Source organism: Aeromonas sobria (genome assembly GCF_006243315.1).
GTDB classification, from domain to species: domain Bacteria; phylum Pseudomonadota; class Gammaproteobacteria; order Enterobacterales; family Aeromonadaceae; genus Aeromonas; species Aeromonas sobria_A.
Genome location: NZ_NKWE01000007.1, coordinates 1 through 24,377 on the forward strand (window position 1 = coordinate 1; position 24,377 = coordinate 24,377).

26 protein-coding genes are annotated in these 24,377 nt (G+C 59.8%); 11 read left to right on the forward strand and 15 right to left on the reverse strand.

Annotated elements, in window-relative coordinates:
* The first annotated feature begins 146 nt into the window (after positions 1–146).
* Entirely contained in the window at positions 147–710 is a 564-nt protein-coding gene (locus CF137_RS01955; protein WP_240037911.1) for a gamma carbonic anhydrase family protein, read from the forward strand.
* 83 nt (positions 711–793) lie between these two features.
* On the opposite strand, the gene polA is transcribed toward CF137_RS01955, so the two are convergent.
* Positions 794–3,559, reverse strand: coding sequence for a DNA polymerase I (gene polA / locus CF137_RS01960; RefSeq protein ID WP_139717549.1), 2,766 nt, complete (start codon positions 3,557–3,559; stop codon positions 794–796).
* Between the two features lie 400 nt (positions 3,560–3,959).
* Between polA and elbB the strand changes: the two genes are divergently transcribed.
* Positions 3,960–4,610, forward strand: coding sequence for an isoprenoid biosynthesis glyoxalase ElbB (gene elbB, locus CF137_RS01965; RefSeq protein ID WP_139717551.1), 651 nt, complete (start codon positions 3,960–3,962; stop codon positions 4,608–4,610).
* Positions 4,611–4,682: 72 nt separating this feature from the next.
* Here the strand turns inward: elbB and CF137_RS21945 are convergent, their stop codons facing one another.
* The 4 genes from CF137_RS21945 to fieF form a co-directional block, all read right to left on the reverse strand.
* Positions 4,683–4,892, reverse strand: coding sequence for a cell division protein ZapB (locus tag CF137_RS21945; protein WP_042022687.1), 210 nt, complete (start codon positions 4,890–4,892; stop codon positions 4,683–4,685).
* 248 nt (positions 4,893–5,140) lie between these two features.
* Positions 5,141–6,421, reverse strand: coding sequence for a hypothetical protein (locus CF137_RS01975; RefSeq protein WP_139717553.1), 1,281 nt, complete (start codon positions 6,419–6,421; stop codon positions 5,141–5,143).
* 21 nt (positions 6,422–6,442) lie between these two features.
* Positions 6,443–7,222, reverse strand: coding sequence for a serine O-acetyltransferase (gene cysE, locus CF137_RS01980; protein ID WP_042022685.1), 780 nt, complete (start codon positions 7,220–7,222; stop codon positions 6,443–6,445).
* Positions 7,223–7,230: 8 nt separating this feature from the next.
* On the reverse strand, positions 7,231–8,142 hold the full coding sequence (fieF, locus tag CF137_RS01985; protein WP_101319384.1) for a cation efflux pump FieF: 912 nt from the start codon (positions 8,140–8,142) through the stop codon (positions 7,231–7,233).
* A gap of 85 nt (positions 8,143–8,227) precedes the next feature.
* Between fieF and CF137_RS01990 the strand changes: the two genes are divergently transcribed.
* The 3 genes from CF137_RS01990 to trmL all read left to right on the forward strand — a co-directional run bounded on the left by CF137_RS01990 (position 8,228) and on the right by trmL (position 10,814).
* Complete coding sequence (locus CF137_RS01990; RefSeq protein WP_098971311.1) at positions 8,228–8,923, forward strand: response regulator; 696 nt, start codon at positions 8,228–8,230, stop codon at positions 8,921–8,923.
* Positions 8,924–8,979: 56 nt separating this feature from the next.
* Entirely contained in the window at positions 8,980–10,275 is a 1,296-nt protein-coding gene (locus CF137_RS01995) for an ATP-binding protein (RefSeq protein ID WP_414731090.1), read from the forward strand.
* Between the two features lie 74 nt (positions 10,276–10,349).
* A complete protein-coding gene (gene trmL, locus CF137_RS02000; RefSeq protein ID WP_101319386.1) occupies positions 10,350–10,814 on the forward strand; it encodes a tRNA (uridine(34)/cytosine(34)/5-carboxymethylaminomethyluridine(34)-2'-O)-methyltransferase TrmL in 465 nt (154 codons plus the stop codon).
* Between the two features lie 13 nt (positions 10,815–10,827).
* Here the strand turns inward: trmL and CF137_RS02005 are convergent, their stop codons facing one another.
* The 4 genes from CF137_RS02005 to lexA all read right to left on the reverse strand — a co-directional run bounded on the left by CF137_RS02005 (position 10,828) and on the right by lexA (position 14,348).
* Positions 10,828–12,189: an MATE family efflux transporter gene (locus CF137_RS02005; protein ID WP_139717555.1), complete on the reverse strand. Its 1,362-nt coding sequence runs from the start codon at positions 12,187–12,189 to the stop codon at positions 10,828–10,830.
* Between the two features lie 2 nt (positions 12,190–12,191).
* On the reverse strand, positions 12,192–12,818 hold the full coding sequence (locus CF137_RS02010) for an SCO family protein (protein WP_162515791.1): 627 nt from the start codon (positions 12,816–12,818) through the stop codon (positions 12,192–12,194).
* A gap of 207 nt (positions 12,819–13,025) precedes the next feature.
* Positions 13,026–13,241: a hypothetical protein gene (locus CF137_RS02015; protein ID WP_139692704.1), complete on the reverse strand. Its 216-nt coding sequence runs from the start codon at positions 13,239–13,241 to the stop codon at positions 13,026–13,028.
* Between the two features lie 483 nt (positions 13,242–13,724).
* Positions 13,725–14,348 (reverse strand): transcriptional repressor LexA, encoded by a 624-nt coding sequence (gene lexA, locus CF137_RS02020; RefSeq protein ID WP_042022677.1) that lies wholly within the window; start codon positions 14,346–14,348, stop codon positions 13,725–13,727.
* 204 nt (positions 14,349–14,552) lie between these two features.
* Here lexA and plsB point away from each other — a divergent pair, with 204 nt between their 5' ends.
* Entirely contained in the window at positions 14,553–16,976 is a 2,424-nt protein-coding gene (gene plsB / locus CF137_RS02025; RefSeq protein ID WP_139717558.1) for a glycerol-3-phosphate 1-O-acyltransferase PlsB, read from the forward strand.
* A gap of 69 nt (positions 16,977–17,045) precedes the next feature.
* On the opposite strand, the gene ubiA is transcribed toward plsB, so the two are convergent.
* Both ubiA and CF137_RS02035 read right to left on the reverse strand, forming a co-directional pair.
* On the reverse strand, positions 17,046–17,915 hold the full coding sequence (gene ubiA, locus CF137_RS02030; protein ID WP_139717560.1) for a 4-hydroxybenzoate octaprenyltransferase: 870 nt from the start codon (positions 17,913–17,915) through the stop codon (positions 17,046–17,048).
* Entirely contained in the window at positions 17,912–18,448 is a 537-nt protein-coding gene (locus tag CF137_RS02035) for a chorismate--pyruvate lyase family protein (RefSeq protein ID WP_139717562.1), read from the reverse strand. Before CF137_RS02035 ends, ubiA begins: the two co-directional genes overlap by 4 nt.
* Positions 18,449–18,593: 145 nt before the next feature.
* Here CF137_RS02035 and CF137_RS02040 point away from each other — a divergent pair, with 145 nt between their 5' ends.
* Both CF137_RS02040 and CF137_RS22055 read left to right on the forward strand, forming a co-directional pair.
* Complete coding sequence (locus tag CF137_RS02040) at positions 18,594–19,031, forward strand: flagellar basal body-associated FliL family protein (RefSeq protein WP_101319398.1); 438 nt, start codon at positions 18,594–18,596, stop codon at positions 19,029–19,031.
* A gap of 112 nt (positions 19,032–19,143) precedes the next feature.
* Positions 19,144–19,308 (forward strand): hypothetical protein, encoded by a 165-nt coding sequence (locus CF137_RS22055; RefSeq protein ID WP_098971330.1) that lies wholly within the window; start codon positions 19,144–19,146, stop codon positions 19,306–19,308.
* Positions 19,309–19,327: 19 nt separating this feature from the next.
* Here CF137_RS22055 and CF137_RS02050 read toward each other — a convergent pair whose 3' ends face one another.
* From CF137_RS02050 to CF137_RS02065, 4 genes are all read right to left on the reverse strand, one after another.
* Complete coding sequence (locus tag CF137_RS02050) at positions 19,328–19,660, reverse strand: DUF2799 domain-containing protein (RefSeq protein ID WP_162515787.1); 333 nt, start codon at positions 19,658–19,660, stop codon at positions 19,328–19,330.
* A gap of 136 nt (positions 19,661–19,796) precedes the next feature.
* Positions 19,797–19,922 (reverse strand): hypothetical protein, encoded by a 126-nt coding sequence (locus CF137_RS22375; RefSeq protein ID WP_256029019.1) that lies wholly within the window; start codon positions 19,920–19,922, stop codon positions 19,797–19,799.
* Between the two features lie 74 nt (positions 19,923–19,996).
* Positions 19,997–20,977: an acrylyl-CoA reductase (NADPH) gene (gene acuI, locus CF137_RS02060; RefSeq protein WP_139717566.1), complete on the reverse strand. Its 981-nt coding sequence runs from the start codon at positions 20,975–20,977 to the stop codon at positions 19,997–19,999.
* A 32-nt stretch (positions 20,978–21,009) separates the two neighbouring features.
* Positions 21,010–22,032: a LacI family DNA-binding transcriptional regulator gene (locus tag CF137_RS02065; protein ID WP_068979333.1), complete on the reverse strand. Its 1,023-nt coding sequence runs from the start codon at positions 22,030–22,032 to the stop codon at positions 21,010–21,012.
* Between the two features lie 251 nt (positions 22,033–22,283).
* Between CF137_RS02065 and CF137_RS02070 the strand changes: the two genes are divergently transcribed.
* The 3 genes from CF137_RS02070 to CF137_RS02080 are packed head-to-tail and all read left to right on the forward strand — an operon-like array spanning position 22,284 to position 24,361.
* Positions 22,284–22,727 (forward strand): PTS sugar transporter subunit IIA, encoded by a 444-nt coding sequence (locus tag CF137_RS02070; protein WP_042022661.1) that lies wholly within the window; start codon positions 22,284–22,286, stop codon positions 22,725–22,727.
* 35 nt (positions 22,728–22,762) lie between these two features.
* Positions 22,763–23,050 carry a PTS sugar transporter subunit IIB gene (locus tag CF137_RS02075; RefSeq protein ID WP_042022659.1) on the forward strand — a complete coding sequence of 96 codons (288 nt, stop codon included), beginning with the start codon at positions 22,763–22,765 and terminating at the stop codon, positions 23,048–23,050.
* A 51-nt stretch (positions 23,051–23,101) separates the two neighbouring features.
* Entirely contained in the window at positions 23,102–24,361 is a 1,260-nt protein-coding gene (locus CF137_RS02080; RefSeq protein WP_101319438.1) for a PTS ascorbate transporter subunit IIC, read from the forward strand.
* Positions 24,362–24,377 lie beyond the last annotated feature (16 nt).

Below are 24,377 nucleotides of genomic sequence, written 5' to 3' on the forward strand. Positions count from 1 at the left end.
GGTAGGGGCGCATTATAGGGATCTTCGACATGCTTGCAAGGCTTTAAAGCTTTTAAATTGCTAAAAAGTGCGATTTATTAGTTATTCATATCAACGCACAGCTTTTATACAAACTTATCCACAGAATCTGGTTCTGGATTGCTAGAATGGCCGAAAACAAGGAGGCCAAGATGGACTTGCGACTGAGACCCTACAAGGGAAAACGCCCACAACTGGGCAAACGGGTATATATAGATCCCTGCGCAACACTGGTGGGTGATATCGAGCTGGCCGATGATGCCAGCATCTGGCCCATGGTAGCGGCGCGGGGCGACGTGAATCATATCCACATCGGCGCCCGCAGCAATATTCAGGACGGCACAGTGCTGCACCTGACTCGCAAGAGTGCCAGCAACCCTGATGGTTATCCGCTGCTGATCGGTGAAGATGTCACGGTCGGTCACAAGGCGATGCTGCACGGCTGCACCATCGGCAACCGGGTACTGGTCGGCATGGGGGCCATTATTCTGGACGGGGTAGTGGTCGAAGATGATGTGATGATTGGAGCAGGTTCGCTGGTACCACCGGGCAAACGACTCGAATCGGGCTTTCTATATATAGGCAATCCTGTCAAGCAGGCTCGCCCCCTCAAACCCGCCGAAATCACCTTTCTCAAAACCTCGGCCGACAACTATGTCCTGCTCAAGGATGAGTATCTGCAAGAGGCTTGATGGCAGGGGCAGAAACAGGAAGCCCGGCAGGGTGCCGGGCTTCTCTTCTTATATAGCTATATATAGCAACCGAACATGGCGGATCAGTGGGCCTGATCCCAGTTATCGCCAGAGCCCGCTTCGACCAACAGCGGCACATGCAGATCGGCCGCCGCTGACATCTTCTCCTTGATGATGGCGGTGTACTCCTCCAGCTTCTCTGCGCGGATCTCGAACACCAGTTCATCGTGTACCTGCATCAGCATACGGATCGACTCATCCTCGATGCCGCGGATCCAGCTGTCCACGTTGATCATGGCGCGCTTGATGATATCGGCGGCGGTGCCTTGCATCGGGGCATTGATGGCTGCCCGCTCGGCGCCCTTGCGCAGACCAGCATTGCGGGACTTGATATCCGGCAGATAGAGGCGGCGACCAAACAGGGTCTCGACATAACCCTGGGCTTCCGCCTGCTGGCGGGTGCGCTCCATATACTCCAGCACCCCCGGGTAGCGTTCGAAGTAGAGATCCATGTACTTCTGCGCTTCGGCGCGACCGATCCCCAACTGCTTGGCCAGACCAAAGGCACTCATGCCGTAGATAAGGCCGAAGTTGATCGCCTTGGCACTGCGACGCATGTCGGTAGTGACCGCATCGAGCGCCACGCCGAATACCTCGGCAGCCGTCGCCTTGTGGATGTCCTTGCCCTCGGCAAAGGCAGTCAGCAAGCCCTTGTCACCGGAGAGGTGCGCCATGATACGCAGCTCGATCTGGGAGTAGTCCGCCGCCACCAGCTTGTAACCAGCGCTCGGAATGAAGGCCTGCCGGATCCGGCGCCCCTGCTCGTTGCGCACCGGAATGTTCTGCAGGTTGGGATCAGACGATGACAAACGACCCGTGGCCGCCACCGCCTGATGATAGGAGGTATGCACCCGCCCGGTCTGGGGCTTGATCATCAGCGGCAGCTTGTCGGTATAGGTGGACTTGAGCTTGGCCAACCCACGATGCTCCATCAGGAGACGCGGCAGCTCATAGGTCTCCGCCAGCTCGGCCAGCACCTCTTCTGCGGTGGATGGTGCACCCTTGGGAGTCTTTTTGATGATCGGCAGCCCCAGCTTGGTGAAGAGGATCTCCCCCAGCTGCTTGGGCGAGGAGAGGTTGAACTCCTGCCCGGCCAGCTCATGGGCCTGACGCTCCAGCTCCGCCAAGCGCAGCTCGATCTCCTGACTCTGCTGGTGCAGCAGCTTGGGATCTATGGGGGTGCCGAGCAACTCCATCCGCGCCAGTACCGGCAGCAGCGGCAACTCTATTTCACTGAATACCTTGGCGAGGCCCGGCACGGCCTCCAGCTGACCCCACAGGGTCTGGTGCAGACGCAGAGTGATATCGGCATCTTCTGCCGCATAGGGAGCGGCCTGCTCCAGCTCGATCTGGTTGAAGGTGAGCTGTTTCACCCCTTTGCCCGCGATATCTTCAAAGGAGGTGGTCTCTATCCCGAGGTAACGCTTGGCCAGCGAATCCATGTCGTGACGACTGGCGGTGGAGTTGAGCACGTAGGATTCAAGCATGGTGTCGTAGGCGATACCTTGCAGGTCGATGTCGTGGTTGAGCAGCACATTGCGATCGTACTTGAGGTTCTGCCCCACCTTGAAACGGGTCGGATCTTCCAGCAGCGGCTTGAGCTTGCCCAGCACCACGGCTTCGGTCAACTGTACCGGCGCCCCGAGATAGTCGTGGCCAAACGGCACATAAGCGGCTTTGCCCGGTTCTACCGCGAAGGAGACACCGACGATGCGCGCCTCCATATAGTCAAGACTGGTGGTTTCGGTATCGAAGGCGAACAGCGGCGCGGCCTGCAGTTGGGCCAGCCAGCCGTCAAACTCGGCTTCGTCCAGAATGCAGCGGTAGTCGGTTTCGATGGCGACAACCGGAGCGGCGCTGTCATCGCCAGCCTCGTCCTGTCCGGCGCTCTCGCTGCCCTCTTCACCACCGGAATCCAGCTCCTTGATCAGGTTGCGCAGCTCATATTCGCGGTAGACCGCCAACAACGACTCCTTGTCGACCGGTTTGAGCAACAGCTGTTCCAGATCCTGCTCCAGCACCACATCAGTCTTGATGGTCGCCAGTCGGTAGGAGAGGCGAACTTGCTCTTCCTGCTCACGGAACTTGTCGGCGAACGCCTTGGAACCACGAAAGCCGAGTGCAGCCACCTTGTCGAGGTTGGCGGCAATTTCGTCGATGCTGCCAATCCCCTGCAGCAGAGCCAGTGCGGTCTTTTCGCCAACACCGGTCATGCCAGGAATGTTATCGACCTTGTCACCCATCAGGGCCAGATAGTCGATGATGAGCTCGGGCGGTACGCCGAACTTCTCGATCACCCCTTCCCGATCGGTCTTCAGATCTTTCATGGTGTCGATCAGGGTGACATGGTCGGAGACCAGCTGCGCCATGTCCTTGTCACCGGTACTGATCAGCACTGGCAGCTGCTTCTCGGTCGCCTGACAAGCAAGAGTGCCGATCACGTCGTCCGCCTCAACCCCCTCAATCATCAAAAAGGGGAAGCCCATCGCCTTGATCATTTGATGGATCGGACCGACCTGGCTGCGCAGATCTTCCGGCATGCTGGGGCGATTGGCCTTGTACTCGGGATAGATGTCGTCGCGGAAGGTCTTGCCCTTGGCATCAAATACCACAGCCACATGACAGTCAGGGTATTGCTTGCGCAGGCTGCGCATCATGTTGGCCATGACACGGACGGCGCCGCTTGGCAAACCGGTCGAGGTGCGCAGATCGGCCTGCTGGGAGGCAAAGAAAGCGCGGTACAGATAAGAGGAGCCGTCGACCAGAATAAGGGGATTGCTAGAGGCCATGAAATCGTCCTGCCAAAGATAAATAGCCGCTAGGATGCCACAGGGGCCCCTTCACACCAAGGGGCGTAATACCACCATAAACGGGTGCTTCAAACGCCCAAGACTGTGGATAACTCTGTGTTCAAAAATAGCCACTTGGATGTTCATCAGTGATCAAGCTGTGCACAAAAATATAAAAAACAATATAAAACAACAGGTTGCAATCTAATAAATAGACCACAACACCGTTAGAATGATCTCGATCAATGTGGAAAAAGATTTAAGGGAGTAGGTAAGGCAGGATCCAAAACGAAACAATCCTAGCACAGCGAGATGACTTGACCAGCGGATGGCGAGCGATAACCATACAAAAGTACAACAATCTATCTTGGCTCACATTTTCAACAACGAGGAGTTTGCCATGAAAAAAGTGGCCGTGATTTTGAGTGGCTGTGGCGTCTTTGACGGGGCCGAAATTCACGAAGCCGTCATCAGCCTGCTGGCGCTGGCCCGTCAGGGCGCTGCCGTACAGTGCTTCGCACCGAACGTGACGCAGCTCCATGTGATCAACCACCTGACCGGTGAAGTGAGCGAGGGAGAGAGCCGCAATGTGCTGGTCGAGGCGGCCCGCATCTGCCGTGGCCAGATCCGCGATGTGGCAGAGTTAGATGCACGCGATTACGACGCCCTGCTGATACCCGGTGGCTTTGGCGCCGCCAAGAACTTGTGCGACTTCGCCATCAAGGGGGCCGAGTGCCAAATCCAGCCCGATGTGCTGAAAGCGTGCCAAAGCTTTGCCAACGCCAACAAGCCAGCCGCCTATATCTGCATTGCACCGGCGATGATCCCGCTGATCTATGGTGCCGGAACGCTGGCGACCATAGGTCATGACGAGGGGACTGCCAACGCCATCGAGGCGATGGGCGGCAGCCACCTCAACTGCCCGGTCAACGAGTTCGTGGTGGATCAGGAGCGCAAGGTGATCTCCACCCCCGCCTACATGCTGGCCAACAATATTGTTGAAGCGGCAGACGGCATCGAGAAAACAGTCAGGCAGCTACTGGCCTTGTAATCCCCAACTCGCCAAAAACAGACGGGCCGCTCATAGAGCGGCCCGTTTTCAATTCTGCCTGATGGCAATGAATTAGATGGTTTCGCCCATCTGCTCCATTTTGCCCAGCAGGGCACGCAGACGCTCCTGCCATGCAACATGTTCGTTGCGCAGCTGATGGTTCTCGTCTTGCAGCTTGCCATTCTGCTCTTTCAGCTCGTCCAGCTCCATTTTCAGCAGGGAGATGTTATCGACGGCGGATTGTACTTTGGATTCGAGTTGCTCAAGGACTTCTAGTGACATATGCATACCTGTTTGTTCAATTGCGATGCCCCACAGAGGGCGATTCAAGCGCGTGAAGCCAGCATACCTCGACCGCATTGGCACAAACAAGCCAGTGCGCTGCAAAATGCGCCTTCCAAAGATGTATTGTCTAAATATGCGTCTATTTTTCTCGCATCCTGCGCCCGATCCGCTACAAGAGTCTGATAACCAGCAAACAACCCCCTGCCAACAGGCCGGCCAAGGGTGAGATCAGTATCGATTCCCCCTCATCCATACAAGGCGCTATAAGCCCCCAACAACAGGCTGGCGATAGCGTACATCATCAGCCCGTAACACAGATTCCAACGCAGGATCAGGGCAGCACTCAAGTTGTAGCGGGAGGCCAACGCGAGGTTGGAGCCCGAGAGCGGACTGGTGCCAGTGGCGAGCCCCCATCCCAGCAGGAAGCACATGCCAAGCAGACTGGGGTCTGGCGACAGCGGCCACAGCAGCGGTGCCACGGCAGAAATAGTGATCAGCGGATGAACCCCGACAATGGCCACCAGCAAAATGAATAGCAGCGTCAGGGAAGCTTCGAGCCAGCCAAAGTGGTTGAACAGCGGTAGGCCGTGACCCATATCGAACTCGACCACCGACAGCGCACTGTTAATGCCCGCCGCCAGCAAACCGGCCCCCAGAAACAGCACCAGCTGACCGCCGATAGCGGGGAAGCGCTCCACCACCTGCCGCTTGAGGGCCGCCTTGCGCCCGACCTTTGGCATAAAGATCAGCGCCAGCAACGGGGCCACCAGCGCGATCACCGCCAGAATGCCAAGCTGAGGCCAGATCTGCTTGATCAGCAGCACCAGCAACGCCAGCGTGACCGGCAACCCCAGCGTCTGCAGTCGCAGCGGATAACCGGCAAAGTCAGCCACCCCGAGGCGCTCCACCTGCCAGGCGGTCAATCCCATCGCCAGCAGCGCAGCGAGGATCCCGAACGGCAGAATATGGGAGAGCTGCAAGCCAGGGGCATAGGTGAGCGCCACCGCCATGGCGACAAAGAAGGGTGACCAGAAAGCGGCGGCACAGAAGATCCGGCTCAGCACCATCACCTGACGCCGCTCCAGCGTCCCGTTACGCTCCAGCCGATCGCCGATGATGAACAGCACCGAGAGATTGATGACCGCCCCCAGCAGATTGAGGCTGGCCATGGTGCTCCACAACCCCTTGCGTCCGGTCCAGGAGGTAGTGCCAGTGAGCAGGCCGGAGGTGGCGAGATTGAGGGTGCTCACTGCGGCAAACATGGTGAGCATATTGATGTTGGGCAGCAGCCAGTCACCGGCAGCGAGGCTAGCCCCCCGCCACCAGGAGAAGATGAGCAGCAACAGGGCCGCACCATAAAGGGCCAGTGCCTGCCGTTTGGCGGCCCCCACCAGCCAAGGCCAGGTGAGCAGTGACGCCCCCCATGCCGCGATGGCCGCTGGCCAGGGGGATAACCCCAGATAGAGATGAAGCAGGTTGAGCAGCCACATCCCCAGGATCAGGTAACCTGACCAGCGCTTGGCCATCGAATTGTCTCGGTCAGGGGATCAGAGGCACTGATCCATATCCAGTGAAGGCTTGTCGCAATCCGGCCGGCCAACGATCTTGGCCGGCACCCCGGCGACTGTGGTGTGGGGGGGCACCGGGTTGATCACCACGCTGCCAGCGCCGATCTTGGCGCCCATGCCCACTTCGATATTGCCGAGCACCTTGGCACCCGCCCCTATCATCACCCCTTCGCGGATCTTGGGGTGGCGATCGCCGCTCTCCTTGCCGGTACCGCCGAGGGTCACGCTCTGCAGGATAGAGACATCATCTTCAATCACCGCGGTTTCACCGACCACGATGCCGGTGGCATGGTCAAACATGATCCCCTTGCCGATGCGGGCGGCCGGGTGCACATCGACCCCGAACACCACCGAGATCTGGTTTTGCAAATAGAGCGCCAGCGAGCGGCGCCCCTGCCGCCACAACCAGTTGGCGACCCGATAGCCCTGCAGGGCATGGAAGCCCTTGAGATAGAGCAACGGGGTGGAGAAGAGATCGACAGCCGGGTCACGCTCCTGCACCGCACAGATGTCAGCCGCGACAGCTGCCAGCAGTTGCGGCTCACTGTGCAGGGCCAGCTCGATCACTTCGCGCAAGACGATGGCCGGCATGGTGGCACTGTCGAGCTTGTTGGCAAGCTGGAAGCTGAGGGCCGACCGCAAATTCTTGTGATTGAGAATGGTGGAGTGGAAAAAGCTGGCCAGCATGGGCTCTTCGGTCACCATGCACTGTGCTTCTTGCTGAATTTTCTGCCAGGTTTTGGCAACCAGTTCATCCATGTTGCAGCCTACTGTTGTTCGGGGTGGGGGCTCTGTTGTTCTTTTGTCAGCACCGAGATGGGGTCCATGTGGATGATGACATCCATCCGCTCGAATGCCTGGCGCACCGCCAGTTCCGCTTCATCGGCGATCTGATGGGCCTGGACCAGCGGGATCTGATCATCAAGCTCCAGATGCAACTGAGCGAAGCGAGTCGGCCCGGATTGACGGGTACGCAGATCATGCACACCATGCACACCTTCTACGGCGCAGCAGAGGGCCATTATTCTCGCTTGTTCTTCGGCTGGCAACTGACGATCGAGCAGCGCCTGCACCGACTCGTAGCCGATGTGTCCTGCTCCCCACAACAGGAACAACCCGATCAGGATGGCAAACAGGCCGTCGGCCCAGTACCACCCCTGCCCCGCCAGCACCAGCGCCAGCAAGACACCGGCATTGAGCAGCAGATCTGAGCGGTAGTGCAGCATGTCGGCCTTGATGGCCACGCTGTTGGTCTTGCGGATGACAAAACCCTGAAAACTGACCAGCAGCAGGGTCAACACGATAGACCCGCCACTGACCCACAGCCCCGCCTCCAGTCGATGGATCGGAGCCTGATTGAGCAGCGACGAGATGCCGTGCATCACCAGCAGCAGCGCCGAGCCCGAAATGAACGCAGACTGGATCAGCCCCGCCAGCGACTCCGCCTTGCCGTGACCAAAGCGGTGCTCGTCATCGGCAGGGGCCAGCGCATAGCGGATGGCAAACAGGTTGATGATGGAGGCACTGACATCCATAAAAGAGTCGGTGAGTGACGCCAACAGAGTCGATGAGTCAGTCATCAACCAGGCGATCAGTTTGCCGATAATCAGCACGGTAGCAGTGGCGACCGCAGCCACACTGGCAAAGGTCACCCAACGGGAATATTGTTGATGGCTCAAAACCGACTTTCCTATGACGGTGAAAAACTTATTATACCCTGACCCCGGCGCCAGTTTGGCGCGAAAATCTGCGGAATAACTCCAGATGAACAGAATACTCCTCGTTGATGACGACCTTGAATTGACCCAGTTGCTTACCGAAATTCTGACCCTTGAGGGATTTCAGGTCACGGTCGCAGAGGATGGTGAAGAGGGACTGCTGCGGCTGACCGAGCAGACTTTTGACCTGGTACTGCTGGATGTGATGATGCCCAGACTAAACGGTTTTGCCATGCTGACCAAGCTGCGCAAGACCCACGACACCCCGGTGTTGATGCTGACTGCGCGCGGCGACAGCCAGGACCGGGTCAACGGTCTGGAGGCGGGGGCTGACGACTATCTGGCCAAGCCTTTTGATGATCGGGAGCTGCTGGCCAGAGTACGTGCCATCCTGCGCCGCACCCAGAGCGCCCCACCCCAGCGTGGCAACGCCTCCGACGAAGTTCACTTCATGGATATAGTGCTGCAACCCGGCTTGCAACAAGCCCGCTGCGGCGAACAGCTGCTGGAGCTGACCGCCACCGAGTTCGGGCTGCTGGAGTGCCTGCTGCGCAACCCCGGCCAGATCGTCAGCAAGAGCCACCTCTCGGAGCAGGTGCTGGGCAAAAAGCTGGAGCCCTTCGATCGCGCTATCGACATGCACCTGAGTAATTTGCGCAAGAAGCTGCCCGATCGTACCGATGACCAGCCCCGCTTCAAAACCGTAAGGGGGCGCGGTTACCTGTGGCTAGAACAAGAATAAAGAGCCCCCGCTCCCTCAACAGCATTTCGACCCACATCTTCCTCTGGTTCTGGTTCATGCTGCTGGCGATGCTGGCCGCCGTGATCAGCCTGCCAACCCTGGATCCCCGCAACCAGATCCCGTTGCCGACCCATGAAGCGGCGCGGATGCAGAATAACGTGCAGGCCCTGCTCAACGCCGCCGAGCCGGATCGGGATTTCGACCTGAGCAGGGTGATGGACAAAATCGCCATGCTGCCGGTGGATAACGTCTACATCCGCGATGAGAAGGGGCAGATCCAGTCCACCGCCCATCCCCGCAAGTTCGTGGTGCGCTTTATGGTGGATGCCGATGACCCGGCCAACCCCATGCTGGGCAACGAGGATCGCAAGGCGATCGCCGGCCCCTTCCTGATGGAGCATCACGGCCACAACTACCACGTCTATTTCGGCCTCAATGCCGAAAACCCTTACCTGTTCCTGTTCATTCAGGTGCTGGACCACCCGATCCGCATTTTGGGCATCTCTATGCTGGTCAGTACCCCGCTCTGCCTGCTGCTGGCCTGGCGGCTGACCCGCCCCATCCTGCAACTGCAAAAATCGGTCTCCCAGCTGGCAGCCGGTAATCTGGAGGTGCAGATCCCCAACCTGGGACGGGGGGACGAGATTGGCCAACTTGCAGATAACGTCAGCCGCATGGTGGAGACGCTCAAGAGCATGATCCAGAAGCAGAAACAGCTGCTTTCTGATATCTCCCACGAGCTGCGTAGCCCCCTCACCCGAATGCAGCTGGCGCAGGCGCTGATCCGCCGCAAGCAGGGGGACAGCGCCGAACTGGCACGGATCGAATCGGAGATAGGGCGGCTGGACAAGCTGATCGGCGATCTGCTGGATCTGTCGCGGGTGCAACAGCACGTAGAGGCGCCGGTGATCCATCCGCTGGCAGCGCTGCTGGAACCCATCCTCGAGGATGCCATGTTCGAGGCGAACCAGAGTGGCAAGCAGCTCAGATTGCAGCCGCTGCCTGCCGAGTCAATCCAGATGTGGCCCGAGCTGCTGGCGCGAGCGGTGGAGAATCCCCTGCGCAACGCCCTCAAGTATGCCCGCGAGTTCATCAAGGTAGACTGGTATCGGGAGGGGCTGGAGTGGGTAATGATCATTCGGGATGACGGGCCCGGGGTACCCGATCAACAACAAGCGCTGTTGTTTCAGCCCTTCTTCCGGGTCGATGATGCTCGCAACGCCAAGACCGGCGGCACCGGGCTCGGCTTGGCCATCGCCGCAGAGGCCATTCAGCGCCATGGCGGCACCATTGCGGCCAGCAACAATCACCCGACCGGGCTGACCATCACCATCCGCTTGCCCATCGCCTGATCCTTTTCATCTGAACGGGCGCTGGGTATGCTGGCGCCCCTTCTTGGCTTTACATCCCTTTGCAGGAGCTCGTCATGCTCGATATCGTCCTCTACCAACCTGAAATTCCGCCCAACACCGGCAATATCATCCGGCTCTGCGCCAATACCGGTTATCGGCTCCATCTGATCGAGCCGTTGGGATTTGAGTGGGATGACAAGCGGGTGAAGCGGGCGGGACTCGACTATCACGAATTTGCCGAGGTGAAGCGCTGGCCGAGCTATGAAGCTTTTCTGGCAGCAGTGGCGCCCAAACGGGTGTTCGCCTGCACCACCAAGGGCCGCACCGCGCACTCGGCGGCACAGTTTGCCCTCGGCGATGCCCTGTTGTTTGGCCCGGAGAGTCGCGGCCTGCCCATCGAGATCATCGAGAGCCTGCCGTTCGAGCAGCGGCTGCGCATCCCTATGGTGCCCCAGAGCCGCAGCATGAACCTCTCTAACGCGGTGTCGGTGTTCGTCTACGAGAGCTGGCGCCAGCTCGGTTACGACGGCGCCATGTAAGCGCCATCACGGATCAGTGGCGGGCGTCGAGCAGTTGCCCGCTGCACTCCAGCCGCCAGCAAGTGACCCCCAGCGACAAACCGCGCCCCACCATCAGCGCCGCCATCGCCGCCCACAAGGCGGCTACACCCCACGACTGACAGAGCCACCAGATCGGGAAGAAGCCGCCAAATGCGGCCAGCATCATGCTGTTACGCATCTCCCGCGCCCGGGTCGCCCCGATAAAGACCCCGTCCAGCAGGAAGCACCAGACCGCCAACAGCGGCATGGCGATCAGCCAGGGGAGTTGGCGGTTCGCCTCTGCCACTACCGCCGGAATGTCGGTGATCTGTTCCACCAGCCAGCTGCCCAGCAGGGCAAACCCCAGGGTAAATGCGGTCGCAATCAGCGCGGCCCAGCCCAGATTGAGCACTATGGCTTCCCGCAGTTTCTGCCGATCCCGCTGGCCGATCGCTCGCCCCACCATGGCCTCCACCGCATAGGCAAAGCCATCTAGCCCATAGGAGATCAGCATCAGGAAGTTGAGCAGCACCGCATTGGCAGCCACCGCCACATCCCCCAGCCGCGCCCCTTGCAGGGTCATAAAGGCAAAGCAGAGCTGCAAACAAAGGGAGCGCAGGAAGATATCGCGGTTGAGGCCAAGCAGCCGCACCATGGGGGCGAGCTGTCGCCAGCGCTGCCAGCCATCCTGCCACACCGTCGGTGCCAGTTGCCGCAGCTGACGGCGCACCAGCCAGATGCCAGCTCCCAGCGCGCAGTAATCCGCCATGACCGACGCTGCCGCCACGCCCCGCACCTGCCAGCCGAGCCCCAGCACAAACAGCGCATCGAGCGCCATATTGACCAGATTGGTGAGGATCAGCATCACCATGGGGCTGCGGGCATCCTGCATCCCCAACAGCCAACCCATGATCACCAGATTGCAGAGCGCCGCCGGCGCGCTCCAGATCCGCACCTCAACATAGTGGCTGGCATAGAGCTGCACCTCTGCCGAGCCGCCACTCAGGGCGAGCAATCGTGGCAACAGGGGAAAGAGCAACAACAGCAGCATCAGCCCCATGGCGATGGCCAGCCCCAGCGCCCGCAGCAGGGTATCGAGCTGGGCGCGGCCGTCGGCGGCGCCGTGGGCCTGCGCCGTCAGTCCGGTAGTCGACATCCGCAGGAAGCCGAGCAGCCAGAAGATGAGATTAATCAGGGTCGCGCCGACCGAGACGCCCCCCAGAAACCAGGCCTGACCGAGATGACCGATCACCCAGGTGTCCACCAGCCCCAGCAAGGGAGTGGAAATATTGGAGAAGACCATGGGCAGGGCGAGAACAAAGACCGCACGGTGACGGGAAGGATCACGCCACCATGGGGCAACCGACTGGGTCATTCTCAGTAGCCAGCCAGCTTCATCATGCGGGAAAAATCAGACAACATGGTGGCCATATGAACCCTTGGCACCTCACCCGGCGCCACCTGCGGGCGGAACACCCCCTGCAGCTTACCCTTGGGATTGATGAGCACGATGGAGGCGGAGTGATCGATCAGGTAATCCTTCTCCCCCTGATTGGCGATGGAGTAAACCAACCCCAAATTGCGCACGAACGGGAACAGCTGGTCGTGGGGGGCGGTGGCCGCCTTGAACTCGGGATTGAAGAAGGCGGTGTAGGTCTTGAGACGGGGAATGTCATCGCGCTGGGGATCTGCCGAGATAAACACCACCTGACTGTTGGGAGCCATCTTCTTCAGCTGGTCATACACGGATCGCATATCTGCCAACGTGGTAGGGCAGATATCGGGGCAGAAGGTGTAGCCGATGAACAGAAAAGTCCAGTGCCCCTTCAGGTTAGCAGGGGTGAACGGCTTGTTGTCCGCATCGGTAAAGGCGAAATCGTTGATATCCCGCCCCGCAGGATAGTAGTCAGCCTGTTGCGGCAGCTCAGGCTGGGTGGCGTAGAACGCCAGGATCAGGCAACCTGTCAGCAGCAGAAAAAGCAGGGGATAGCGGAGCTTCATCATCACAAGAGACCCTTTAAGTTCGAGGTAGATGGCCAGCAGTGACCGGACAAGAGGAGCATTGTACCCCAGCGAGCCAGTAAGGTGGGTCAACCTTGTGTCTCGCACAGTCAGGAACCGACCATTTGGCACAATTGATCGCCAGTTCAGACCATAAAAAAACCGGCCCCTCGGGTGCCGGTTAGGTGTGCGTCTGCTTGCCTCTTCTGCTCAGGGGCGAGTGTTGCGTCCCTGCTGCAACATCTTGCCGATGGCCCGCACTCCGATGGGAATGACCGGGGCCAGCACGCCCTCTTCCCTCTGACGATCGCCATGGCCCCGCTTGAACAGTAACACCAGGCGCACCACCTTCTCCTTCGGGCATCCCAGCCAGAGTGTCCAGTGTGACCCCTTGTGGTGTAGCCAGAGACCATAAAACCAGGTCATCCGGCTCCCTTTGACACAACGGGTGATAGACGATGTCGATGGTACAACTACCACCTCTGAATCCCATGGCGATCTTGATGCCATACCAGTCCTCCTTGACCGACAGGTCATATTGCTGCATCGGCCTGAGCGATCGTCAGGCCCGTCACGACTAGCTGCAACCCTGCGAGTGGTCCCCTCTGCCCGACAGGGCTCGGGATCTCCCCACTCCCCCTTCATATCCCGTGAAGGTGTACTGCGCGATTCTCGTTGTTACCGACCCTCCCATAACGGCTCATTGACGTTGTCCGCATGAGGAGCCGAGCCCCGCCTCGGCGACAGGGCACTGCTCTGAGCATATATCTGAAATAGATGATTGGTAACCGGTCGCGCAGGACAAAAATGCCGCCGCCGACGATCTGTTTGATATGACAGGGAAAGTGCGCCAGAAACAGCACGGCCTCCCGAAGGAGGCCGTGTGGCAAACGCAGTTGGAGGGAAGAATTACATCCAGTCGGCGTTGCGGATCACTCCAACCGCCAGCCCCTCGATAGTGAGCTGCTGGCAGGAGAGATCCACCTCGATGGGGGATAGCTCTTCGTTCTCCGGCAACAACCACACCTGACTGCCCTTGCGCTGGAAGCGCTTGACGGTGACATCCTCATCGAGACGGGCGACCACCACCTGACCATTACGCACATCCTGAGTCTTGTGCACCGCCAGCAGGTCACCATCCAGAATGCCGATGTTCTTCATGCTCATTCCCTGTACCCGCAGCAAGAAATCTGCCCGCGGATGGAACAGGGCGGGATCCACCTGATAATGGCTCTCGATATGCTCCTGAGCCAGAATGGGTTCACCGGCAGCCACCTTGCCGATCAGCGGCAGGCCACTCTCTGCCAGTACCTCTTCCTCTTCGAGCAACAGGCGAATGCCGCGGGACGTGCCCGGCATGATCTCGATGACCCCTTTTTTGGCCAGGGCCTTCAGATGTTCTTCGGCCGCATTGGCCGACTTGAAACCAAGCTTCTGGGCAATCTCGGCACGAGTCGGCGGCATGCCGGTCTCGCTCATGTTTACCTTGATCAGCTCCAGCACTTCGGCCTGGCGGGGGGTAAGGGGTTTCATAGCATTGGCACCTGTTTTTTTATACAGCACACTGGCAGTATATACAGTGTGCTGGCCAAGGCAAGGCACAGCTGACATTTGTCGCAACCCACCCTGCATTTATCACTGTTTTGATCTCGCGCAGCCGACTCATCGTACCTCTCGGCGACAAGGGGCTGCCGATTTGCTATGCTCACGCCGCATTTTTTTGGAGAGCAGACGCACATGTCCATAGGGCAGAAGATATCCAGAGCCATCCTGCAATGGCCGGTCAGTGGCTTGGTCAATCATAAGAGCTTGCCGGAAAATCCCATCACCGAGCTCAAGCTGGACCCGGCCAGACCCATTGTCTATGCCCTGAAAACCAGTTCGATCACCGACCTGATGACCCTGCAGCAGTGCTGTGAGGATCTCGGCCTGCCCGGCCCCTTCACGCCGCTGGAGCTCAATGGCCAGCTGCTGCCGCGCTATGTCTGTCTGGATCGTCCGCCTCCCTTGTTCGGCAAGCGCAGCAAGCCGCTGCCGTTCTTGCAAGAGTTCCATCAGCTGCTGGATCTGCACAAGCAGGATCCCGAGCTGGATATCCAGGTGGTGCCCGTCACTCTGTTCTGGGGCCGCGCCCCGGGTCGGGAAGGGGAAGAGGCCTCCGGCCTCAACATCATCAGCAGCCTGGCACCGAACCGCCTGAAGAAGGCGCTGATCGTGATCCTCAAGGGTCGCGAGAATCTTGTGCGCTTCTCGCCGCCGCTCTCTTTGCGCCACATGGCAGACAAACACGGCACCGACGAGGCCATCGCCCACAAGCTGGCGCGGGTGGCCCGCACCCACTTCAGTCGCCAGCAGCTGGCCGCCACCGGACCGAAACTGCCAAACCGCAACCTGTTGTTCAAGCAGCTGCTCGACTCCGGGGTGATCCAGCAAGCCATTGAAGAAGAAGCCCAGCGCGAGAGCATTAGCCTCGAGAAGGCGCAAAAGCGCGCCCACGGCTACATGGATGAGATTGCCTCCGATTTCTCCTACCGGCTGATCCGCCTTGGCGAGAGCTTCCTCGGCTGGCTGTGGAACAAGCTCTATCGCGGTTTGTCGGTCAATGGCGCCGAGAAGGTTCGCCAGCTGGCGCAGGAAGGGCACGAGATTGTCTACGTGCCCTGCCATCGCAGCCACATGGACTACCTGCTACTTTCCTACGTTATCTACCATCAGGGGATGGTGCCGCCCCATATAGCGGCAGGCATCAACCTCAACTTCTGGCCAGCAGGCCCTATCTTCCGCCATGGCGGCGCCTTCTTCATTCGCCGCACCTTCAAGGGCAACCCGCTCTACAGCACGGTATTCCGCGAATATCTGAACCTGCTGTTTGCCAAGGGTTACTCAGTGGAGTTCTTCACCGAAGGGGGCCGCTCCCGCACCGGCCGTCTGCTGCCACCCAAGACCGGCATGCTGGCGATGACCCTGCAGGCGATGATGCGCGGGCTGGATCGCCCGGTCACCCTGGTGCCGGTCTATCTGGGCTACGAGCACGTGATGGAGGTGAACACCTACCACAACGAACTCAAGGGCAGCCGCAAGGAGAAGGAGAGCTTCCTGCAGGTGCTCGGCATTCTGCGCAAGCTGCGTAACTACGGCCGTGGCTTCGTCAACTTCGGTGAGCCATTGACCCTCAACAGTTACCTCAGTGAACACGTCCCGGAGTGGAAATCCCATATCGGCGAAGAGGATCGCCCTGAATGGATGGCGGGCACAGTCAACAATCTGGCCGAGCTATTGATGACTCGCATCAATGCTGCTGCCGCCGTCAACGGTCTGACCCTGAGCGCGCTGGCACTGCTGGCGGCCGAGCGCCATGCCCTGACCCGCGACGAGTTGCAGGCCCAGCTCAACACCTATCTGGATCTGCTCAAGCAGGTGCCCTACAGCCCACAGAGCACAATCCCGGATGAGGATGCCAAGACCCTGCTGGATCAGGCGATGGAGCTCAACAAGTTCGAGGTGAGCGAGGACAAGCTGGGGCAGATCATCAGTCTGGACCGCTATCAGGCGATCCTGCTGACCTACTACCGCAACAACATCTTGCACCTGTTCGCCATGCCCTCCCTGGTGGCGGCGCTGATCGAGCGTTGCGAGGGGATCTCCCACAGCGAGATCGCAGCCCGCTGCATCGACATCTATCCGCTACTCAAGACCGAGCTGTTCCTGCATTATGAGGAAGAAGATCTACCTACGGTGGTAGACAGCCTGCTCGATGCCCTGCAAGCCCAGCAACTGATTGAGCTGCGCGATGGTGGTTACTGGGTTAATCCGGGCAACCAGATGCGCCTGCTGCTGCTGGCAGAAAGCATTCAGGAGACCCTGCAACGCTACGCCATCGTGCTGACCCGGGTACTGGCCCAGCCGCGTATCGAGGCGGAGCAGCTGGAAGCGGACGGCCTGATGATGGCAGAGCGCCTCGGCACCCTGCACGGCATCAACGCCCCCGAGTTCTTCGACCAGAAGCTGTTCAGCACCCTTATCCACACCCTGCGCAAAGAGGGCTACCTCACCCCCGAGTGCAAGCCGGATCTCGGCCGCTTCCAGGCGCTGGCCGACAACATAGTGCCGCTGCTGAGCAACAAGATCCGCCGTACCATTCAGGCGGGCAACCAGCTCTGATCAGCAACCAGAAACAAAGAAGGCCGCATCATGCGGCCTTCTTTTTATCCAGTTCTACTCAGCGCTCTATCACGCCAGCAGGTAGTCGAGCACCAGACCGGCAAACACCAGCGCCCCCACATAGTTGTTGTTGAGAAACGCCTGGAAGCAGGCTTCCCGCTGCCGCTCGCGAATGAGCCGCTGCTGATAGACAAACAGCACCGCCGCCCCCAGCAATCCCCAGTAATACCAGCCGCCCAGCGTCATCAGATGGCCCACCGCCAGCAACAGCAGCAACGCCGCGAGTTGCAGCGCACCGATGATCCGCTTGTCATGGCGACCAAACAGGATGGCACTGGACTTGAGCCCGAGCTTGAGGTCGTCATCCCGATCCACCATGGCGTACTGGGTGTCGTAAGCCACGGTCCACAGCAGATTGGCGAAGAAGAGCAGCCAGGCCACCAGCGGCAGGGCATTCGCCTGCGCCGCATAGGCCATCGGGATCGACCAGGAGAAGGCCATCCCGAGCACCAGCTGGGGGTTGGAGATAAAGCGCTTCATGAAGGGGTAGCTCACCGCCAGCAGCAGGCCGACAAACGACAGGCCGATGGTGAGCGGATTCATGGTCAGCACCAGCGCAAACGAGATGATCGCCAGCACGAAAAAGAGCGCCAGTACCTCCCACGGCTTGACCCTGCCCGTGGGCAAGGGCCGACCAGCAGTGCGTTTGACGTGGCCGTCAAAGTTGCGATCCGCATAGTCGTTGATGACACACCCAGCCGAGCGCATCAGAAAGACTCCGATCACAAACACGGTCAGCACCCAGAGATTGGGCAGGCCACCAGCGGCCAGCCAGAGCGCCCAGAGGGTTGGCCACAGCAGCAGCAGAGTGCCTATAGGTTTATCGACGCGGGCCAACTGCATGTAGGCAAGTCCCCGCTCCTTGGTTAACAGATTCACTCCAGCTCCTTGTCACAGACGAGAGAGGGCAGAAACAGCTCGTGCACCAGCAGTGGCCACTGCCCCAGAAACAGACGGGAACGACGCCCCCAGACGATAGCTGCCGGGCAGCGGGGATTGTCGGCGATTTCAAAACGGGCCAGTTGCAAATGATCACGACGAGCTGGCTCATGGCCAAATACCCGCTCACCCAGCGGCTGCTCGCCAAGCTCGGCAATGCCACTCCCTTGCAGCGCACCATCGGCAAACAGGGTCCAACCCAGCACCGCGGGCCCTCGATCCCCGTGCAGGATCACTTCGCGGCAGGTGCCGACCGGCGAGGCCGAATCCACCAGCCACTGCTCATCGGCAGTGAGGGCGACCGGGTGATTGCCCAGCCATGCCACCGAGAAGTGGCGATTGTGCTGGCGCAGGCGCCGGGTCATGGAGCCAGGCTCCAGCAGCCAGGGGCGCAAGCTGGCGGGCAACTCGCAACATTCAGGGGCCAGCCAGCCGCTTAATGGCGTGAGGGGAACAGTCAACTCGGAATTCACAGCTTCACCATCCAGAGATTTCCGTGTTCAGGTTAAAATCCGGTTTATTATCCGTAAATCAATAGCGAAATGTAAGAACATCCGTGCTTGACGGCCCCGATGGCAGCATCAAAAATGGGGTATCTCTTGCTGATGAACCATCTATATGAAGATCTTCAAAATTCTGCTGGTGTTGTTACTGAGTTGCGGCGCACTTCAGGTATATGCATCCGGGGGAGAGGAGCCGCCCGCAGAGGGGGAGGCCGCTGCGGCCGCCAAGCCGGGCTTCTCCTACCACGCGCTCGATCCCGACATCATCACCAACTATCTGAGCGATGGCAAAACCCTCGGCTATATCCGGGTCACGGTGGAGCTGATGGCGGAGAACGAGGCCGATCTCAAGCTGCTGGAGCAGCATGACCCGCTGATCCGCGACACCATCATCCGCCTGATGGGCAGCAAGAGCGCCGATCAGATCAAATCTCTGGTCAGCCGCGAAGAGCTGCGCAAGGAGTGCGAGACCAAGGTCAACGAGCTGCTGGTAAAAGAGACCGGCAAAAAAGCGGTGCGCGAGCTCATCTTCACCAAGTTCCTCTACCAGTAATCCCTCCCGAAACAGTCGCTTATTGGCATATCGGCCAATAGGCGAGCTTCGCCGGTTTATTCGAAATGAAAATCGATTACAATACGCCCATCGAGTCGTAGAGGTAGTCGTTATGGGCAGTAAAACCCTGTGTGAGTGGCGCCGTCACGAGATCCCCACCGATCTCAAGGCGTTGCGCAAGATAGTGCGCAAACCCAAGTTTGTCTGCGGCAAGTGTGCCCGCAGTGCCAATGACAAGGGCTATCTCTGCCAGCCGCTGCGGTTGAAAGAGGAGTAACCCCCTCTCAACCAGGGCGTTATTGATCGGTCCAGCCGTGACGCCCCTGATCGAATAATCTGCGCGCCTGGGTATCGTTGGGGCAGACACCGCGATATTCACTGCCGGAGCGGCCAGCCAGATAGAGATGCTCAGGGCGGCAATACCAGGCCAGCCCCTTCTGGCGTCCCTGCTCCCATAGCTCGGCATCCACCTTCTTGCCACACAGATCCTGATGAAACTCGAGCCGCTCACTGGTGAAGCCCAGCTTGCCATCCGCCTCCCCCACCTCGCTCCACACCTTCTCGCAGGGATCATCGTTCGAGACGCAGCCACCCAGCAGGGCAGCCAACAATATGATGGTGAGTCGCATAGTCATCCTTGAGTGTCATTTGGGCTGTTCATTCTACCCAGCAGCCCGGCACTGACCAAGGGCGAACAGTCAACCTTGTGAGCGCGGCAAAAAAATCAGGCGGGCCAAAGCCCGCCTGTTCATTTAATGCTGTGGTTCACTGGTCATCGAAAGTGTCATCATCCTGCCAGCTTTCATCTTCCCATTGATCCAGCTCTTCTTCCCAGGATTCCGGATCCCACTCGTCATCAGAGGAGTCGTAATCCGGCTTGTGTCCACCCATCTTCACTCTCCTTGGATAGTTCACCCGCACTCCAATTTTATCCGGAAATGTCGGGCTCGCCAGTCAAGGGGAGATCAAAGTTTGACCAGGGTGCGTCCGGCGATTTGACCCAGCGTGATGGCCTCGGCGGCCGCGACCACCTGCTCCAGCCCGATCTCGGTGACCGCCTGTGCGAAGAAGCTGGCAGGCAGATCCCGCGCCAATCGCTGCCACGCCAGTTGACGACGCTCAAACGGGCACAACACCGAATCGACCCCCTGTAACCGCACATTGCGCAGGATGAAGGGCATCACGCTGGTCGGCAGATCAAAGCCACCGGCCAGCCCGCAGGCGGCCACGGCGCCGCCATAGTTCATCTGGGCCAACAACTTGGCCAGCACCTGACTGCCAACGGTGTCGATGGCAGCGGCCCACAGCTGTTTCTCCAGCGGTTTGGCGGGCACCAGCAGTTCGCTGCGCGGCACGATGCGGCTGGCGCCCAGCGCAGTCAGCATGGCCCCCTGCTCTTCGGGGCGACCGGTCAGCGCTGCCACCTGATAGCCGAGCGCGGCCAGCAGAGCAACCGAGGTGGAACCCACACCGCCCGCCGCGCCGGTGACCAGCACCTCGCCGCTTTCGGGAGTAATGCCCGCCTCTTCCAGCGCCAGCACGCAAAGCATGGCGGTGAGACCGGCGGTGCCGATGCACATGGCCTGCCGCTCATCCAGCCCGGCGGGCAACGGCACCAGCCAGTCCCCCTTGACCCGTGCCTGTTCGGCCATGCCGCCCCAGTGCCCTTCACCCACGCCCCAGCCGGTCAGTACCACCTTGTCGCCGGGCTGATAACGGCTGTCGGCAGATTCCAGCACGGTACCGGCGAAGTCGATGCCGGGCACCAGCGGCCACTGACGCACTATCTTGCCCTTGCCGGTGATGGCCAGCCCATCCTTGTAGTTGATGGAGCTGTAGGCGACCGCCACCCGCACTTCACCTTCCGGCAACTGGCTTTCGGCCAGCCGGGTCAGAGTCGGAATGGTCTTGCCGTCTTGGTTTTCCAGTAACAGAGCCTTGAACATGGTTGCCTCTTTGATGACGTGTGAAATGGGAGTCAGCTGCTTTGGCGCTTTTGCAGTTGAAAGTCGAGAGCCAGAGCAGTACCGCTCACGGACTCCCCGGCCAGCTGGCGCAGGATCAGCTCGGCGGCCTCCTGCCCCATTTTGCGATAGGGGATCCTGACCGAAGTGAGGGTCGGATAACAGGCCCGCGCCACATCCAGATCATCGAATCCGGCAATGGCCAGCTTGCCGGGCACAGCGAGATGACGCCGCTGGCACTCGAACAGCACGCCCGCCGCGAGCTCGTCGTTAACGCAGATCAGCGCGTCCAGCTCGGGCCAGCGCAGCAGAAACTCTCCCAGCATGGTAGCGCCGGTGCTGAAGCTGGGCCGCTCCGAGGTGTTGATGATGGCATCGGGGGAGAGGTAATTGTCGAGCAGCGCCTTCTGCCAGCCCTGCATCCGCTGTTGCAGCATCCACTGCTCCTGACGGGCACAGAGAAAACCGATATTGCGATAACCCCGCTCGATGAGGTGACGGGTCAGCTGATAACCGGCATCGAAGTTGGAAACCCCCACATTCATGTCGATGGGGCTGCGGGCCATGGCCCCCACTTCCACCACCGGCAGACGAGAGGCTTTCAGGCGGGCCCGGATCGTCTCGCCGAGATCGCCGCCAAACAGCACCACCGCCGCCGGATTGTGCTGCAGAAAGCTGGTCAGCAGGCTCTCTTCCTGCTGCTTCAGGTGCTGGGCATCCCCCAACATGATCTGGTAGCCCTCATCGAGCAAGGTCTGCTGCAGACCGGCGATCATCTCGCCACAACCTGCTTCCGCCAGACTGGGGACGATCACCACAATGGTTTGGGAGGTGGCAGACGCCAACGCCCCGGCCGCCCGGTTGGGAATATAGCCGAGCTCTTCCACCGCGGCTTCGATACGCTCGCGCATCTTGTCGGAGACCATCTCGGGAGTGCGCAGGGCGCGGGAGACCGTCATGGCTCCCACCCCGGCCAGCTGAGCCACATCGTTGAGGGTCACCCGACCGGTGCTACGGCGCTTCTTTGCTTCTGACATCCATCCCATCCTTGACTTGCGGCTGCCCACTTTAAGGCAAAAGTGCGGCACTGACTATTTGCTCAGGGCCGATTCTACCCTCTTTCCCGGATCACGGGGGCAAGATGACTCCCGTTAATGGATGAAGTGATAGCGCTATCACAGTTTCATGTTAGCGCTATCTGATAGCGCTAACTTTCGCGATCAGCCTCACAGTTTCTCATCGGCAAGATGGTTAGATTGGCCCCATCTTAACTAGCCGGATCACCACCATGCTGACTCAACTGTTGACCGAGGATGTCATCCGCATCGAGCCTGCCGCCCGCGACTGGCGCCATGCCATCGAGCTGGCCACGGCACCCCTGCTGGCCAATGGCACCATCGAGCCCTCCTACGTGGCGGCGCTGTTTCGCTCCCACGAAGAGCTCGGCCCCTACTACGTGCTGGGCCCCGGTCTGGCGATGCCCCACGCTCGCCCCGAGGATGGGGTCAACCGGCTGGGTCTGGGTCTGACCGTCATCAAGCAGGGAGTCAACTTTGATTCCGAAGGCAACGACCCGGTCCAGCTATTGGTGACCCTGGCAGCCAGCGACAGCAACTCCCATGTGGAGACCATCGCCCAGCTGGCCGAGCTGTTTATGAATGAAGAGGACGTGGCGGCCATCATTGCGGCCGACACCAAAGACGACATCTTGCGCATTCTGGCGCGCTACTGATCTGCGCCAAGGCGCACCTGACAAAGGAAGAGACGATGAAAATTCTGGTTGTATGCGGTCACGGTCTGGGCACCAGCCTGATGATGGAAATGAGCATCAAGAGCATCCTGAAAGAGCTGGCGGTCACTGCCGAAGTGGATCACCGCGATCTGGCCTCCGCCGGTAGCGAAACCGCCGAGATCTTTGTCGCCACCCGCGACATCGCCGAGCAGCTGCAATCCATGGGCGTCAATGGCCGACTGGTGACCCTCGCCAACATGGTCGACAAGGTGGCGATGAAAGAGCAGCTCTCCACCGCCCTGCGCGAACTGGGCGCCCTCTAAGCATCCTCCATGCGGCCTGCGGGCCGCATCTTCCATTGCCAGGAGCTGACCATGGAATTTTTCAATTTTCTGATGTTTGACGTGCTGTCAGAGCCCGCCGTACTGGTTGGCCTGATTGCACTTATTGGCCTGATCGCCCAGAAAAAGCCGGTGACCGAGTGCATCAAGGGCACGGTCAAGACCATCATGGGTTTCGTCATTCTGGGGGCCGGTGCCACCCTGGTGATCAACTCGCTGGGTGACTTCGCCGTCATCTTCCAGCACGCCTTCGGCATCAAGGGCGTGGTGCCCAACAACGAGGCCATCGTCTCCATCGCCCAGACCTCATTTGGCAAAGAGATGGCGATGATCATGTTCTTCGCCATGCTGGTGAACATCCTGATCGCCCGCCTGACCCCGTGGAAATTCATCTTCCTGACCGGTCACCACACCCTGTTCATGTCGATGATGGTGGCGGTAATCCTCTCTGCCGGTGGCATGAGCGGCGTGCCGCTGATCGCGGTCGGCAGCCTGGTAGTTGGTGTCGCCATGGTCTTCTTCCCGGCGATTGCCCAGCCGTTCATGAGACAGATCACCGGCTCCGATGATGTGGCACTGGGCCACTTCTCCACCTGCTCCTACGTACTCTCCGCCCTGATCGGTGCCAAATTCGGTAACAAGGCCCACAGCTGCGAAGATGTGCAGGTGCCCAAGAGCCTGCTGTTCCTGCGCGACACCCCGGTGGCCATCTCCTTCACCATGGGCATCATCTTCCTGGTGACCGCCGCCTTCGCCGGTCCCGAGTTTGTGACCAGCGTCGCCAAGGGCAAACACTGGCTGATGTTCTCCCTGATGCAATCCATCACCTTCGCAGCGGGCGTCTACGTCATCCTGCAGGGTGTGCGGATGGTCATCGCCGAGATCGTACCGGCCTTCAAGGGGATCTCCGACAAGCTGGTACCGAACGCCAAACCGGCCCTCGACTGCCCCATCGTCTTCCCTTACGCCCCCAACGCCGTGCTGATCGGCTTCCTGTCGAGCTTTGCCGCCGGTCTGGTGGGGATGGCGCTGCTCTACGTGATGGGGCTGACCGTCATCATCCCGGGCGTGGTACCGCACTTCTTCGTCGGCGCGGCCGCCGGGGTATTCGGTAACGCCACCGGTGGTCGTCGCGGCGCCATTTTGGGCTCCTTCGCCAACGGCCTGCTGCTGCTCACCATTCTGCCGGTGTTCCTGCTGCCGGTGCTGGGCGACCTCGGCTTCGCCAACACCACCTTCAGCGACTCCGACTTCGGCGTGCTGGGCATCCTGCTGGGGCTGATTGTTCGCTAATCCCGGCCATCGCCAA